Annotated in this window: 12 protein-coding genes; all 12 read left to right on the top strand. The window is 38.4% G+C overall.

What is annotated here, in order from left to right; genetic code table 11:
- Nucleotides 1-2 precede the first annotated feature (2 nt).
- Nucleotides 3-1,316, top strand: coding sequence for an NAD(P)H-dependent oxidoreductase (locus tag PN471_RS02805; protein ID WP_271775572.1), 1,314 nt, complete (start codon nt 3-5; stop codon nt 1,314-1,316).
- A gap of 498 nt (nt 1,317-1,814) precedes the next feature.
- The gene (locus PN471_RS02810) at nt 1,815-2,909 is read left to right on the top strand and encodes a glycosyltransferase (protein ID WP_271775573.1); all 1,095 of its coding nucleotides are present in this window, start codon (nt 1,815-1,817) and stop codon (nt 2,907-2,909) included.
- Between the two features lie 143 nt (nt 2,910-3,052).
- A complete protein-coding gene (locus PN471_RS02815; protein WP_271775574.1) occupies nt 3,053-5,281 on the top strand; it encodes a GumC family protein in 2,229 nt (742 codons plus the stop codon).
- A gap of 949 nt (nt 5,282-6,230) precedes the next feature.
- Nucleotides 6,231-6,944, top strand: coding sequence for a heterocyst development glycosyltransferase HepC (gene hepC / locus PN471_RS02820; protein WP_193891740.1), 714 nt, complete (start codon nt 6,231-6,233; stop codon nt 6,942-6,944).
- A gap of 128 nt (nt 6,945-7,072) precedes the next feature.
- Nucleotides 7,073-8,017, top strand: coding sequence for a hypothetical protein (locus tag PN471_RS02825; protein WP_271775575.1), 945 nt, complete (start codon nt 7,073-7,075; stop codon nt 8,015-8,017).
- 66 nt (nt 8,018-8,083) lie between these two features.
- On the top strand, nt 8,084-9,913 hold the full coding sequence (gene hepA / locus PN471_RS02830; RefSeq protein WP_271775576.1) for a heterocyst formation ABC transporter subunit HepA: 1,830 nt from the start codon (nt 8,084-8,086) through the stop codon (nt 9,911-9,913).
- Between the two features lie 46 nt (nt 9,914-9,959).
- Nucleotides 9,960-10,946 carry a glycosyltransferase family 2 protein gene (locus PN471_RS02835; protein WP_271775577.1) on the top strand — a complete coding sequence of 329 codons (987 nt, stop codon included), beginning with the start codon at nt 9,960-9,962 and terminating at the stop codon, nt 10,944-10,946.
- A 25-nt stretch (nt 10,947-10,971) separates the two neighbouring features.
- Nucleotides 10,972-12,174 carry a glycosyltransferase family 4 protein gene (locus PN471_RS02840; protein ID WP_271775578.1) on the top strand — a complete coding sequence of 401 codons (1,203 nt, stop codon included), beginning with the start codon at nt 10,972-10,974 and terminating at the stop codon, nt 12,172-12,174.
- The gene (locus tag PN471_RS02845; protein WP_271775579.1) at nt 12,092-13,036 is read left to right on the top strand and encodes a glycosyltransferase family 2 protein; all 945 of its coding nucleotides are present in this window, start codon (nt 12,092-12,094) and stop codon (nt 13,034-13,036) included. The genes PN471_RS02840 and PN471_RS02845 overlap by 83 nt, the downstream gene beginning before the upstream one ends.
- Nucleotides 13,037-13,120: 84 nt before the next feature.
- Nucleotides 13,121-14,545 (top strand): O-antigen ligase domain-containing protein, encoded by a 1,425-nt coding sequence (locus PN471_RS02850; RefSeq protein WP_271775580.1) that lies wholly within the window; start codon nt 13,121-13,123, stop codon nt 14,543-14,545.
- 346 nt (nt 14,546-14,891) lie between these two features.
- Nucleotides 14,892-16,010 carry a magnesium chelatase ATPase subunit I gene (gene bchI / locus PN471_RS02855; RefSeq protein ID WP_271775581.1) on the top strand — a complete coding sequence of 373 codons (1,119 nt, stop codon included), beginning with the start codon at nt 14,892-14,894 and terminating at the stop codon, nt 16,008-16,010.
- A gap of 51 nt (nt 16,011-16,061) precedes the next feature.
- Complete coding sequence (locus tag PN471_RS02860) at nt 16,062-16,388, top strand: hypothetical protein (RefSeq protein WP_193891727.1); 327 nt, start codon at nt 16,062-16,064, stop codon at nt 16,386-16,388.
- Nucleotides 16,389-16,421: the final 33 nt, after the last annotated feature.

A 16,421-nucleotide genomic window follows, 5' to 3' on the forward strand; every position in this document is an offset into this window, starting at 1 on the left:
TCATGATTATTGTTGATAAAGCTTTACAAGCACGGGCAGCTTTAGGTAAACCAGTTAAAGTGGCCATGATTGGTGCTGGTTTTATGGGTCGAGGAATTGCTAATCAAATTATCAACTCTGTGCCAGGAATGGAGTTGGTGGCTATTTCTAATCGTCACATTGATAACGCTAAACGAGCTTATTTAGAAGCAGGAATTGAAGATATCAAAATTGTTGCTAATTTAGCTGATTTAGAAGCGGCGATCGCCCAAAATAAATATGCCATCACCGAAGATGCCATGCTCCTGTGTGAAGCAGATGGCATAGATGCAATCATCGAAGTTACCGGGACAATTGAATACGCGGCTCATTTGGTCATGTGTGCGATCGCTCATCACAAGCATATCATCCTCATGAATGCCGAACTAGATGGCACAATTGGACCCATCCTCAAAGTCCATGCAGACCGGGCTGGAGTCATCCTCAGCGCCTGTGACGGCGACCAACCAGGGGTAGAAATGAACCTCTACCGCTTTGTCAACAGCATCGGTTTAAAACCCCTCCTCTGCGGCAACATCAAAGGCTTACAAGACCCCTACCGCAACCCCACCACCCAAGCCGGTTTTGCTCAACGCTGGGGTCAAAATCCCGCTATGGTGACAAGCTTTGCCGATGGGACAAAAATCTCCTTTGAGCAAGCCATAGTCGCCAACGGCACAGGTATGAAAGTAGCCAAGCGGGGAATGTTGGGATATGACTACACTGGTCACGTAGATGAAATGACCAAAATGTACGACATTGACCAACTCCAAGAACTAGGCGGTATCGTTGATTACGTAGTTGGTACTAAACCCGGTCCAGGAGTATTCGTATTTGCCACCCACGAGGACCCCAAACAACGCCATTACCTCAACCTGTATAAACTCGGTGAAGGACCCCTCTACAGCTTCTACACCCCCTATCACCTATGCCATTTTGAAGTTCCCCTCTCCGTAGCCCGTGCTGTCCTCTTCCATGATGCTGTGCTTACACCAATCGCCGGTCCTGTTGTTGATGTCGTCGCCACCGCCAAAATTGACCTCCCAGCCGGAGCAACCCTTGATGGTATTGGTTATTACATGACCTATGGACAATGTGAAAATTCCCCAATTGTGCAACAACAAAACCTACTGCCAATGGGTCTAGCGGAAGGATGTCGCTTAAAGCGCGATATTCCTAAAGATCAAGTCCTCACTTATGATGACGTGGAACTACCAGAAGGTAGACTTTGTGATCAATTACGCGCCGAACAAACAGTTTATTTTACTCCTGCGAAAACTTTAGCACTAACAAAATAGTTTTCCAAAAATAGCAACCGTCAAGGTGATCAGGATATGAATTGTTCGTGTTAACGTACCCTAGGTATTCATACAACTTCATGCACAACAGGTTTTTACTCCTGACTCGGTGACTTCTGACTCCTGACTCCTGCTATAGCATCAAGATAATTCAGAGGTTTCCTGATATTTTCATTTAACCTCTGAATTCACATATATACAATAAATGACAGAGATTATTTTGATAATCTTGCGAGGTTTCCCATGATTCAACTCCTTATTAAACAACATAAAATAATTGATACAAAACAACTGATACAACTTAGTAATGCAACATTAAATGTTCAATTAAGTAGGTGAACACAATAAAACCAAACTGTGTAAAGAAACGTAAAATCCCTGAAAACTTCTTTACTCTTGCCTCTTGCCTTGCTATGACGACAATTTTTAACGCCAACCTACTTACTAGGGAATAAATATTAAAACCAATCATCACTTACCAAATTATCAAGAAAAAAAATGAAAATAGCTCTCGTCCATGATTACTTAACCCAACGCGGTGGAGCAGAGCGCGTATTTGAATTATTGTGTAAACGGTATCCCGACGCTGACATTTTCACCTCATTATACGACCCGCAAAAAAGTATTGATTTAGGTGAGCGAATTATCAATACCACATTTTTACAAAAAATTCCTGGTGCAACCAAATATTTTCGGATGTTGGCTCCCCTATATTTTCCCGCATTTCGTTCCTTGGATCTTCAAGATTATGACCTAATTATCAGCAGTAGCACCAGTTTTGCCAAAGCAGTACGGAAAAATCCCCAAGCAAAACATATTTGTTTTTGTCATAATGTTACCCGCTTTTTATGGGATACAGAAACATATTTACGGGAATACGGAGACTATAGATACTTTGCACCTCTCATCGAAAAAATCTTTCAAATGATGAGAGATGTAGACCTGAAATATGCTCAAGAACCCGATCTCTACATCGCTAACTCTAGTATTGTTGCCCAACGAATTCAAAAAATTTATTACAAACAAGCGATCGCCATTAACTATCCAATTGATACTAGCAACTTTGTTTTTTCCGATACTAAAGAGGAATACTACTTGGCATCGGCGCGGATGATCAGTTATAAACGTCTTGATATAATAGTCGAAGCTTTTAATTGGTTAGGCTGGAACTTATTAATATCAGGTGATGGACCAGAACAAGAAAGATTAAAAGCCCAGGCATTACCCAACATCCAATTTCTAGGTCATGTCAGTGATAGAGAACGTAAAGACTTATTTTCTAAAGCCAAATCAATTATTGTTGCGGCTTTAGAAGATTATGGATTAGTTCCAGTTGAGGCAAACGCCAGTGGTACACCAGTTATTGCCTATGGAGCCGGAGGAGTCTTAGACACTCAAATACCAGGTAAAACAGGTGTATTTTTCAAAAGACAAGCACCATGCTCTTTACAAGCAGCTTTACTAGAAGCTGGAGGAATATCTTGGGATTACGAAACTATCCGTAATCATGCTGTTAGCAATTTCTCAGAACAGTCATTCTTTAGGAAAGTTGAGCAAGTTATTGATCAAGCTAGTGCAGCATGGCAAAAATAACTCATCATTAAAAGTTCCGAGAAAGCTTATATAATTTGCTTTTTTAATTTTTAATTCTGCCTTGCAGTATTGGAGGTGTGCATCCCTAATTCATTTAATTTTTTAGGTGTTTGCGTAGTGTATCGCAGATAAGGATAATAAAAGTGGTTCAAACTAGTCTAAATCCCAATATAAATCCAGCATCAGAAACAGAACCAGGCTATGGACAAATGTTTGCCGTAATTCTGCGAAGATTTCCCTGGTTATTATTAGTATTGCTCAGTTCTACGGCTATTGCTGGCATCATTACATTAAAAACCCCACCTAGCTTCAAAAGCACCATGCAATTGTTAGTAGAGCCTAACTATCAAGGCAAGAAAGAAACAGATAACACTGAAAGTCAATTTACTGATGCTAATGTGGAGGTAGATACAGCTACTCAATTAAACTTGATGCAGAGTTCTGGACTGATTAAAAAAGCAGTTGATAGACTTAAAACTGAATATCCAGACTTAACTGTAATGGATTTGAAAAAATCCTTAGTCCTCACTCAAATTAAGACTCCAGAGGATAATATTGCTACTAAAATATTTCAAGTTGATTACACCGATAGCGATCCAGAAAAAACCCAAAAAGTTCTCAAAACAATTCAGCAAGTTTATTTAGAATACAATAAACAACAGCAAGATTCACGCCTACAAAAAGGTTTACAAGTTATCAGAGATCAATTAAGAAAAGCTACTGACGAAGTAACCGCTTCCGAAGCAAATCTCCAAAGATTTCGCAGAAGTCAAAATCTAATTGATCCAGATGCTCAAGCTAAAACCGTAGAGACAGCTTTAAATACTGTCCAACAAGAACGACAAACAACTCGTTCCCAGTATGAAGAAGCCTTAGCAAAGCAAAAATCTTTGCAAGCACAACTGAACCGTTCTCCACAAAATGCCTTAGTTTCTTCTCGTCTGAGTCAGTCTACCCGCTACCAAGGCTTACTCAATGAAATCCAAAAAACAGAATTGGCTTTAGCACAAGAACGTTTACGTTTCACAGATGATACTCCCAGTGTTCAGAAATTATATGAACAACTGCAAAGTCAAAAACAACTTTTACAAAAAGAAGTTAGCAGAACTTTAGGAGAAAAGACCAATTCTACCTTTAGTTCAGGAGACAATCTTTTAGAACAAGGACAACTAGGACAAATTGATCTTAATCTCACAGGTCAATTAGTAGAAACCCAAACTACTATCGTTGCATTAACCGCCCGCGATCAAACCTTAGCAGCCAAAGAGAAAGAATTACAAGCCGACCTCAAGCGGTTTCCTTCTCTATTGGCTTATTACAATCGCATTCTCCCTCAACTACAATTTAGCAGAGAAAGATTAGAACAATTATTAAGAGCAGAACAAAAATTACGCCAAGAACTTTCTAAAGGTGGATTTAATTGGGAGGTAGTAGAAGAACCCCAAGAAGGTCTTCATACTGGTCCCAACATGAGACAAAATCTCTTATTAGGAGGAGTAATTGGCTTAATGTTAGGAGGACTTGCTGCCTTTATTCGTGAAGCATCTGATGACGCTGTACATACCACTGCGGAATTAGAAAAACAAGCTGCTCTTCCATTATTAGGAACAACTCCTAAATTGCCACCTGCCAAACCCAGAGAATCCATGATCAAATTGCCATTTGGCAAACCAGAAGTTCTCGCACCTTGGACAATTCAAGTATTACAATCTTCTCCCCAGTGGGAATCACTGGATCTCATTTACAAAAATATTGAACTGCTCAATAAAGTCTCAGATCTAAGATCATTAATGGTAACATCAGCATTACCAGATGATGGTAAATCAGCTTTGGCATTAGGTCTAGCTATGAGTGCGGCTCGCCTACATAAAAAAGTCTTACTAATTGATGCCAATTTACGCGATCCTAATCTGCATAAACAGTTAAATCTTCCTAATGAGCAAGGACTTTCGAGTTTATTAGAAAGTGAAGTTAATCTACCTAATCATATCAGTATTCCTTACTCTGGATCGCCTTACATTGATATTTTAACAGCGGGTCCAACTCCCACCGATCCTGCCCATCTTTTGAGTTCTCCCCGCATGATGCAATTAATGGCTGCATTTGAAGAAAATTATGATTTAGTAATCATAGATGCCCCTTCCGTTCTTGGGTTAGTAGATGCTATGCTCACGGCATCATCTTGTCGTAGTGTGGTGATGATGGCAAGTATTGGTAAGGTGACACGCACCCAACTTAATCAAGCTACAGGGATGTTGAGTAGGTTAAATCTGATTGGGGTTGTAGCCAATGGCGTATCTCCATCTGATAGCACCTATGTACCTTATGTAAAACCAAAACAATTAGTTTTACAATCGGCAATCGAAGAATAAAGTAGAATATTTGCTGACTATTTAACCCACAAAAATATATTGACCCCTGCATTAGACAGGGGTTTTTGTGTTGACTATTCAAGATCAATTAAGTAATGTAAGTTGTTAGTTAGGTAAATTGTCAGAAATGGCTAACGCCACGCTTCGCTATCAGGATGTCCAGGATTAAAGGATCAACAGGATGAAACCAGAGTTTTTATTACCAATTAGCCATTACCAGCCTCAAGGAGATAACTAGCAACTTGAGTTAATATTTAATACTGGAGAGGCTTAAAACTCTGATTTTATGCTGCTAAAAACAAACCAATATGCCCCTCTCCAACGCGGAGTGGGGTGAGGTTCATCGAACTCACGTCTAATTAGGGTTCGATACTTGTTGTTTAAATGTATTGAGTTTTGTTTATAAATCTCTGCTAAAAAATTGATATTATTTGCTTTTTTAATTTTCAATTTATTACTGTAGTATGTTGGCAAATGACCATTCACTATACAGAATATTTTTGTTGTATGACTAATACACTTCACATTTATTTTTACTTACCTAATAAGCAATTTATGAGATACTTTGCAAGCATAAAATAAGGTTTATTTTTATTTAGTTACGATTAGTCCATTTCACCATATCTTAATATTATATATAAAAAAGTAATCTTTATTTAAAGAGTGAATAAAGAAGTTGTTTCTTGATGATTTATTTATCGAGAGTCTTATATTCTAGAGATTGAAACCCATCATCAAAATCTCCAAGACGAAACCGAAGGCTTGCAAAAACTTAGTATCTTCTCTGAGATGACTACTCTTGATCATAAATACAAGTGTCCCTAATTTCCTGTTGTCATATTTAATCATTGCTATATGACTCCTATACAATAATGTTCGTTCAAGGAAATATTAATTTCCTCATTGTAAATATTAAGTCAAGCTTTTACTACTTTATCACTGTTAATATATGCCAATTTCAGTCATTTCTAGTCTAAATAATAACTCTATTGTCCCCCAGCAATCTGAAAAGTTTAACTTCCTATCATGCTCATTAAAATGGCGCAGAGGAAAATTATTAGTCAAAGCCTCTGAAAAATTCTCACAACCCCATTTAGCTGCACTAGAAAATGAAGAATCTTTAATAGAATGTTTAAAACATTCTCCAGTTAGTTTAGTCAGCATAGATCCCAAAATCGGTGATTCTTTATTAAAAGTCTGGGCAAATGCTTGTCAAAAAGCTAATAAGCCTATATTTATGAATATTTCTGGTCATCAGAAATTATCGAAACAGCGTAATCAAATTTTCAAGACTTTACAAATAATAATTGATTGGACTTGGGCTTTATTTTCAATACTATTTATGAGTCCAGTCATACTAGGAGGATTGATAACTATACAGATATATTCTCCCAAGTTATTGTTTGATTATGAGTGGTATGTCGGAGAAAATGGGCAACTTTTTCAGGTTATTAAGTTTAGTTCTATAGCTAAACAAGAAATGACAGATTTGAATATTACTTTAGGTACATTCATTTTGAATAATTTATCTAATGTATTGAACTTATTACAGGGAAAATTTTGTCTAGTTAATAATCGTTGCTTGTCTTTAGAAAATGCAGTTAAATTAAGCTTGGAATCACAAAATGATCAATTAAATAAGCAAAAAAAAATCTCAGTATAAACTGCTTATAGTTGAGAACAAATATATTATTTCTGTGTTCTCAAGCATTTTTGTCTAATTGATGAATACTTCCTGTTCTCATATTGATGACCGTGAATTATGTAGCTAATTAAAAAATAAGAAATATCATGCAAACAGCGATTTGTACCGTATTTGAGAAAGACTACCATTATGGTGTGGGGGCTTTAGTAAATTCCCTGTATTATCATGGGTTTCAAGGCATAATTTGGGCTGGTTATCGTGGCAATACACCCCATTGGGCTAAGGATCTAAAAACAGAAAATGGTTATCAAGAGTTTTTTGTAGGTGAAGGTTGTGCAATCCGATTTGTCAAACTAACAACTCCAAAACATTTAGGTTTTTACAAGCCGGATTTCATGTCCCAGTTATGGGAAAATTATTGTCCAGATATTGATGCTTTATTTTACTTTGATCCTGATATTGTCAATAAATGTAACTGGGATTTTTATGAAAATTGGGTAAGTCGAGGAATTGCTCTTTGTGGTGATTCTTGGTATCTTGTGCCGGCGAATCATCCTCGACGGTTAGCATGGAAAGAATTTGCTGAAAATAATGGGTTTGCTTGTGAGCGCGAGTTAGATTATCACTACAATAGTGGCTTTATTGGAGTTCATAAAAACTACAAATCTATCTTAAAAGTTTGGCAGAAATTAGAAGAATTGGGTGAAATGGCAGGATATGCCAATTTAAAGGATCTTTATAACGGTAATACCTTTAATCATTATCCATATCTGTATGGAGATCAGACTTATTTAAACTTAGCATTGATGCTGACTAATTATCCTTTGAGTACCGTTGGACCAGATGGCATGGATTTTGTTCCTGGTGGTACTATTATGTCTCACGCCACAGTCCCACATATTAAACCTTGGCGCAAAAAACTACTTCTCAGTGCTTTAGAAGGTAGTTCTCCCACCATAACTGATAAATTATATTGGCGGCATAGCCAAACACCTATTCAATTATATTCAATGGCAAAAATACTATGGCAGAAATTTGAAATTCTTTGTGGTTCCGCTCTTGGTCGTTTTATTCGTCGCGCTCCTATGTAAGCATATTGATTTTCTTGAGATTGGTGCTTCTATACTTAATTATCAAAATTATCGGTCAAAATTTTTATGGATTCCAAATTTCTACCGTCAACAGTGAAAATATTGCAAGCTACAAGTTTGTGGCAAAATAATCGGGTAATATTACGAGAATTTAAACACTTTCGAGTTGTGGCGATTTTAGCTATCGTATTTTCGGCCTTAGCGGCAAGTTTTGAAGGGTTTGGTTTAGGATTTTTGCTGGTGTTTCTGCAAAGTTTAACTACTCCTGGTTCTGAACCTGTGAAAACAGGGATAGAGTGGTTTGATATTTTGATTTTAGGAATTAATGGTTCAGCAACAGAGCGATTATATCGAATATCTGCTTTAATTGTTGTGACAACTTGTATGCGGGCATCCTTTAATTATATAGGACAGATTTGCATTCAGTTTAGTGAAATCAGTTTAGTAGATAATCTACGTAAACGAATTTTTCAACAGTTAGAGGCTCAAACTCTCAGTTATTTTAGTCATAAAAAATCTGGAGAATTGGTTAATATTCTTACCAGTGAGATGGAGAGAATTAGACAAATTTTTGGTGGACTAGCTTTTTTAATCACTAGAGGTTTTACACTGATTGTCTATTCTATTTCTTTGTTTGTGCTTTCCTGGAAAATGACTATAGTTTCTATTTTACTATTTAGTCTTTTGGCGGTGGCATTATCTACTTTAAATAAACAAATTAGAGAACGTAGTTTTGCGATTACTTCTGCTAATGATAATTTTACTGCTAGGGTGCTGGAGTTTATTGAAGGTATTCGCACAATTCATGCTTTTTCGACTCAAGAATTTGAGCGAAATCGGTATTATCAAGCCAGTGAAAAAATTGTTAATACTTGGAAAAGTGTTTATTGGATTTCTTTGATAGTTAAGCCTTTGGCGGAGAGTATATCTACGCTAATTCTGATTAGTATGATTATTGTGGCTTTGACTACAGGATTAATGAAGGTTTCGGCTTTGTTAACTTTCTTTTTTGTCCTGTTCCGCATTATTCCTATGACTCAGGATTTGAATGGGGTAGTGGCTTTTTTAAGTACCCAAGCAGGAGCAGTGGAAAATATCAAGGATTTGTTAAAAACTGATGATAAAATCTATTTTCAAAATGGCGCACTCAGATTTCCTGGGTTCAAAAGATCAATTGATTTGGTGTCGGTGGATTTTGATTATAGTCTTAACCAACGGGTTTTACATAATATTACTCTCTCGATTAAACAAGGGCAAATGACAGCTTTAATCGGTTCCTCTGGGGCTGGAAAAACCACACTTGCAGATTTAATTCCTCGCTTTCATGATGCGACTGATGGCCATATTTATATAGATGAAGTTGATATTCGCAAATTTGACATTAACTCTCTGCGTTCTAAGATAGCAGTTGTGAGTCAGAATACTTTCATTTTCAATACTTCTGTTTGGAATAATATTGCTTATGGGACACCAACAGCTACAGCAACAGAGATTAAAGAAGCTGCACGATTGGCAAATGCTTTAGAATTTATTTTAGAAATGCCGACGGGTTTCGATACGCAATTAGGAGATAGAGGTGTGCGGTTATCAGGTGGACAAAGACAAAGAATTGCGATCGCTCGCGCATTGCTAAAAAATCCCGAAATCCTGATTCTAGATGAAGCTACAAGTGCCTTAGATTCTGTATCTGAGCGGTTAATTCAAGAATCTTTAGAAAAGCTATCTGTGGGACGGACAGTAATTGCGATCGCTCACCGTCTTTCTACTATAGCTAAAGCCGATAAAGTTGTGGTTTTAGAACAAGGGAAAATTGTAGAACAGGGAGCATATCAAGAACTACTGCAACAACGTGGCAAATTTTGGCAATATTATCAAATTCAAAATGAAGTGAGATAAACAATCATTCAATTTTCCCATAGTTTATTTTCTCATCCGCCAAGCAATGTTAAATATTAACTCCTCCGAACCTTTGGTAAGCGTGATTATCCCCACATATAATCGCCCAGAATACCTAAAACAAGCCATTAATAGTGCTGTTAACCAAACCTATCAAAATCTAGAAATTATTGTTTCTGATAATTGTAGTTCTGAAAATCCTCAAGCACTAATTGAATCATTTCAAGACTCACGGATCAAATTTTGGCGACATGAGCAAAATATTGGGATGTTAGCTAATCAGTTTCATGGTTTTAAAATTGCTACAGGTAAATATGTGGCCAGTCTCCATGATGATGATATATGGAATGAGGATTTTTTATCGAAACTTGTTCCCAATTTAGAAGCAAATCCCGATTTAATTTTAGCATTTTGTGACCAATATATTATAGATGGTGATAGTAAAATTAATGTCGCTGCCACTGAAAACAATACCCGCAGTTATAAACGTGATCAAATCACTGCCGGAGTTCATAAAAATTTTACTCAAATTGGCTTAATTGATAAAAGTATTCCCACTGCGGCTGCTTGTGTAATTAGAAATGGAGTGCTTAATTGGGATCATATTCCTTCAGAGGTTGACGGAATGTGGGATTTATATTTAACTTATCTTTGTTGTATTTCTGGCTATGGAGTTTACTATGTTCCCGAAAAATTAACCAAATATCGAGAGCATGAACAAACTGATACTATGCTCAGTGGTAGTCGCAGTGTGCAAGCAAAAATCCGTAAAGGTAAAAGTGAGATATTCTGTTATCAAACTTTTATGGAGGATCAACGGTTACAGGAATTTAAGTCCTACTTTAAAACCAAATGGTTAGAAGCCAATACAACTTTAGGAATTGGCTTATTACGAGATCAAAAAATCACAGATGCCCGCCGTTATTTTTGGCAAACTTTAAGTGAGCAAAAGTTTAACTTACGAACTTTAGCGGCTTTAATTATTAGTTTTATTCCTACCAATTTAACGAATAAAATCTGGAAAATTTCCTAATTTAGTCAATTACAAGAGGTTATGAGTGAAAATTTGTATTGTTACCCACAAAGTCAGAAAAGGTGATGGTCAAGGTAGAGTTAATTATGAAGTAGTGCAAGAAGCAATTCGGCGTGGTCATGATCTGACATTATTAGCTAGTGAAATTGCCCCAGAGTTAGCCGAAAATAGTGCTGTTAATTGTATTTATATTCCAGTAGGAGGGTATCCTACGGAATTTATTCGCAATTTCATCTTTGCCCAAAAAAGTGCCGATTGGTTGCGTAAGAATCGAGCCAATTTGGATGTGATTAAGGTCAATGGCGCGATTACTATGGGAGCAAGTGATGTCAATGCCGTGCATTTTGTACATGGTTCTTGGTTGAAATCACCTGTGCATATTTCCCATAACCGTAAAGATTTGTACGGGTTATATCAATGGTTATTTACTGCGGCTAATGCTTATTGGGAAAAACAAGCTTTTCGACAATCCAAAATCATTATTGCCGTCTCAGAAAAAGTTGCCCAAGAATTAGTAAATATTGGTGTACCTCGTTCACAAATTCGAGTTGTTGTTAATGGTGTAGACTTACAAGAATTTGCTCCTGGTGTCAGTTCTCGGAGGGAATTAGGATTACCTGAGAATGTTAATTTGGCATTATTTGCCGGCGATATTCGGATTTCTCGCAAGAACTTAGATACTGTACTTCATGCTTTGGTAAAAGTTCCTGAATTGCATTTAGCAGTGGTCGGTGGTACTGAAGATAGCCCTTATCCGGCAATGGCAAAAGCATTAAATATTAGTGAAAGAGTGCATTTTTTAGGTTATCGCCGTGATATGCCCCAAATTCAACGGGCATCAGATTTATTTGTGTTTCCATCCCGTTATGAACCCTTTGGACTTGTAGTGATTGAAGCGATGGCTTCAGGTTTGCCCGTGATTACCGCCACTACTACTGGTGCGGCTGATTTAGTTAATCCCGACTGTGGCATCGTTTTAGAAGATTGTGATGATACTAATAATTTAGCAGATGCGCTTAGATTATTAAATAGCGATCGCTCACTGCGTCAACAAATGGGTAAAGTTGCCCGGACTATTGCCGAACAACATAGCTGGTCAACAATGGCACAAACCTATCTAAATATATTTGAGGAGTTAATCACCCATGAGAAACACAGTTCTCATCCCCACCTATCGCCGTCCTCAAGACCTAGCCCGCTGTCTGAAAGCACTGCAACGGCAAACTAAATCAGTTGATCAGGCGATCGTTGTTGTCAGAGATACAGACACAGAAACCCAGCAATTTCTCCAACAATTTCCGCCCCACTTCCTCCCCTTACAGATTGTCACCGTCACTCAGCCGGGAGTCGTCGCCGCCCTCAACGCCGGACTAGCACAAGCCCAGGGAGACATTCTTTCCATCACCGATGATGATGCCGCCCCCCACCCGGATTGGTTAGCAAAAATTAATACTCACTTCAGCGTTAATTATGCCGTTGGTGGCGTTGGTGGTCGTGATTGGGTGTATCAAGGAGACAAATTAGAAAATGGTTCTCGTCCCATAGTTGGTAAATTGCAATGGTGGGGGCGCGTCATTGGCAACCATCATTTAGGAATAGGCGCACCCCGTGAGGTTGATGTTCTCAAAGGTGTGAATATGAGCTTTCGTACCCAGGCGATCGGTAAATTACGCTTTGACGACAGAATGCAAGGAACAGGCGCACAAGTACATTTTGAAATGTCCTTCGCCCTCACCCTCAAACGGGCTGGATGGAAAATAATTTATGATCCCAGCATTGCAGTAGATCACTATCCCGCCCAAAGATTTGACGAAGATCAACGCCACAACTTTAACGACACCGCATTAATTAACCTAGTCCACAACGAAACCTTAATTTTATTAGAACATCTTTCGCCCCTGGGTAAAATTGTATTTTTATCTTGGTCAATTTTAGTTGGTACAAGAGAAAGTTTAGGAATATGTCAATGGCTGAGACTATTTCCCCAACAAAAAGAAATTGCCAGTAAAAAATTGCGAGCATCCTTACAAGGAAGATGGTTAGGATATCAAAAATATAGAAACATAAAAAAACACCATCTTAGTTATTAACTACCCCAACCCAGATCCCCGACTTCTTCAAGAAGTCAGGGATCTATCTCCTAACTAAACTTTTTATAGAATAATCAGATCAAAATGATTTCCAAACCAATACTTTCCAATACAGTTTTAAAAGAACAATTTTCTCCCCAAGATCGATCAGCCCAAAGTTGGATCATCATCCTGGGTTTTATCTTAATCACAACAGCTTGCTACTTTACCAGTACAGGCAGTTTGCACTTTGTTTTTTCCGCCAGTGCCTTTCTAGTCGCTGTGTTTTTGTATTTACGGCATCCCATCCACTATATCGGTTTCACTTGGTGGATTTGGTTTCTGACCCCTATAATCACTCGTTTCGTTGACTATAAAGTTGGCTGGGACCCCACCAGACAAATGTTAATTGCACCTTATTTAGTCGTATTCCTGACCATATTCACCTTTCTCAAACATCTACCTAGCAGTCTTCGTCAAGGGGGACTGCCATTTCTTTTAGCAGCCATAGGAGTTTCTTATGGATGTTTAATAGGTTTAATTTACAATCAACCTCTCCCTGTAGTTCGGAGTTTTTTAGATTGGTTAAGCCCGATAATTTTTGCTTTTCATCTATTTTCTAATTGGCGAGATTATCCCAGTTATCGTCAGCATCTGCAAAGAACATTTATTTGGTGTGTACTCATACTAGGAGCTTACGGAGTCTATCAATTTGTTGTCGCTCCTGAATGGGATAGATATTGGCTAATTCAATCGAAAATGTTTACCAGTGCTGGACACCCAATTCCTTTTGGAATGCGCGTTTGGAGTACATTACACTCACCTGGTCCATTTGGGACTGTCATGCAAGCTGGTTTACTATTATTATTTACCAGCACTGGGCCGTTAATTTTCCCTGCTGCTGCTGTGGGTTATTTATCATTCTTACTTTCCCAAGTGCGGACAAGTTGGGGCGGCTGGTTGCTAGGAATAATTATGATTTTTGGTTCAGTAAAACCCAGAATTCAAATGCAATTAATTACCATAATTTTAGTAATGTCAATCTGTGTTATTCCCTTGGTAACTATCGAACCGCTTTCTAAAGTTATTACCACGCGATTTGAAAGTTTTTCTAATCTCGAACAAGATGGTAGTTTTAGAGATAGATCCGCAACTTATGACAGAAACCTGAATTTAGCTCTTTCTAATGTTGTCGGTAACGGCTTTGGAAATATCTGGAAAGTGAATGAAAAAACTGGACAAATAGAAGTGATTGTTATTGATAGCGGCATTTTAGATATGTTTTTTACCTTGGGTTGGATTGGTGCTATACCCTATATTATTGGGTTAGTATTAATGCTAATTGCCGTTAGTAATTATACTGAAGGTAGTTTTGATAGTTTTCTCAGTGCTGCCCGCGCTATTGGTATCAGTTCTTGCGCTCAGTTAATTATCTATAGTGGGATGCTGAGTATTGCCGGGATGATTATGTGGGGATTTTTGGCAATGGCTATGGCAGGTCATAAATACTACAGCAGACCACAGAGTTGAATTAAAACCCCTTCCTTAGCAATCTTGAGATCCCCCTTTGTAACCCACATTCTGCACCCTCAAGTGTCACATAAGTAGGTGAACACAATAAAACCAAAATGTGTAAAGAAACGTAAAATCGCCCAAACCCTATTCACTCTTGCCTCTTGCCTTTTGCCTTGCCATAACGACAATTTTCAACGCCAACCTACTTATTTATGCTTCAAAAAATGGTAATCTTGGTGTATTACAAAATGAAGTGCGGAATGTGGGTTTTAAAGGAGTTCTCTGAACGAACAACCGACCCACCTCCCCAAAATGTGTCAAAATAAGGAATTGTAATAAAAAATATTGTTAAGGTAATTTAGTGACTTCAACTGCTCAAGCTAGTGCGAGTGCGCGTCGTGCGGTCTTTCCATTTACAGCCATCGTTGGTCAAGAAGAAATGAAACTGGCGCTGCTGTTAAATGTCATTGACCCCAAAATTGGTGGTGTAATGATTATGGGCGATCGCGGCACCGGAAAATCTACAACTATCCGCGCCTTGGCGGACCTCTTACCAGAAATCCCTGTTGTCGCTAATGACCCCTTCAACAGTGACCCCAACGACACGGACTTGATGAGTGATGAAGTCCGTCAACAGGTAGCCCAAGGGTTAGAAATTCCCATCACTCACAAAAAGGTGCAAATGGTAGATTTACCATTGGGCGCTACAGAAGACCGAGTTTGTGGGACAATTGACATTGAAAAGGCGTTGTCTGAGGGTGTCAAAGCCTTTGAACCCGGACTTCTAGCCAAAGCCAACCGAGGTATTCTTTACGTTGATGAGGTCAACTTGTTAGATGACCACTTGGTAGACGTACTTCTCGATTCCGCTGCTAGTGGCTGGAATACCGTCGAACGGGAAGGAATTTCTATCCGTCACCCAGCCAAATTTGTTCTCGTCGGTTCGGGAAACCCAGAAGAAGGGGAACTGCGTCCCCAACTTCTTGACCGTTTTGGAATGCACGCGGAAATCCGCACTGTGAAAGAACCAGCTTTGCGGGTGCAAATTGTGGAAGAACGGGGTGAATTTGACCAAAATCCGCCTGTGTATTTAGAAAAACACCAAGCTCCCCAAATAGCATTACAAGAGCAAATTGTCAATGCCCAAAACTTATTACCACAAGTTAATTTAGATTATGACTTCCGGGTAAAAATTTCCGAAGTTTGTTCAGAATTGGATGTAGACGGGTTGCGGGGTGACATTGTGACAAACCGTGCGGCTAAAGCCTTAACCGCCTTTGAAGGTCGGACAGAAGTAACAGTTGACGATATCCGGCGGGTAATTACCTTATGTCTGCGTCACCGTCTGCGGAAAGATCCCTTGGAATCTATTGATACAGGATATAAAGTAGAAAAGGTCTTTTGTCGAGTTTTTGGTGTGGAACTTCCAGAAGACTCAACTCAGAAAACTGGTGCAGGGGTAAAAGCTGGCGCTCGTTAGTTAATATAGGTGTCAGTGGTGAGTGCAACAACCACTGACAACTGACAAATTATGAGAACCTGGAACTTTTGCTTAAATAGCCTAATTTTATTTATTCAAGATCATCCACCCCGGTTTGTGGAATTATTAATGTTGACATTAGCGATCGCTATGCTGACAGTCTCCACCATTGTCCCAGATAAGCCTTACATCATACTAGGTTTGAGTTTTGTCATTGGCGCATCAACTTCTATCCTCGTCCGAGAAGCAATATCTCCCAACGGACACAACCACACAATTTTAACTCAACAACGCCTTACCCAATTGACCGCATTACTCCTATTAGGAATTAGTATTTACGGTTTTGCTGATCTAATTCTCATGGGTAAGTTTTTTTAACTTATTTAACTTGTCCTAACTGTCTTTATAAAA

Origin of the sequence: Aphanizomenon sp. CS-733/32 (assembly GCF_028330045.1) — a bacterium.
In the GTDB taxonomy this organism is placed as follows: domain Bacteria; phylum Cyanobacteriota; class Cyanobacteriia; order Cyanobacteriales; family Nostocaceae; genus Dolichospermum; species Dolichospermum gracile.

Excerpts from the sequence above, each read along its gene's own strand:
- hepA (WP_271775576.1), top strand. The coding sequence starts at position 8,084 with ATGGATTCCAAATTTCTACCGTCAACAGTGAAAATATTGCAAGCTACA.
- PN471_RS02825 (WP_271775575.1), top strand. The coding sequence starts at position 7,073 with ATGCAAACAGCGATTTGTACCGTATTTGAGAAAGACTACCATTATGGT.
- PN471_RS02835 (WP_271775577.1), top strand. The coding sequence starts at position 9,960 with ATGTTAAATATTAACTCCTCCGAACCTTTGGTAAGCGTGATTATCCCC.
- PN471_RS02810 (WP_271775573.1), top strand. The coding sequence starts at position 1,815 with ATGAAAATAGCTCTCGTCCATGATTACTTAACCCAACGCGGTGGAGCA.
- PN471_RS02850 (WP_271775580.1), top strand. The coding sequence starts at position 13,121 with ATGATTTCCAAACCAATACTTTCCAATACAGTTTTAAAAGAACAATTT.
- PN471_RS02845 (WP_271775579.1), top strand. The coding sequence starts at position 12,092 with ATGAGAAACACAGTTCTCATCCCCACCTATCGCCGTCCTCAAGACCTA.
- hepC (WP_193891740.1), top strand. The coding sequence starts at position 6,231 with ATGCCAATTTCAGTCATTTCTAGTCTAAATAATAACTCTATTGTCCCC.
- PN471_RS02860 (WP_193891727.1), top strand. The coding sequence starts at position 16,062 with ATGAGAACCTGGAACTTTTGCTTAAATAGCCTAATTTTATTTATTCAA.
- PN471_RS02805 (WP_271775572.1), top strand. The coding sequence starts at position 3 with ATGATTATTGTTGATAAAGCTTTACAAGCACGGGCAGCTTTAGGTAAA.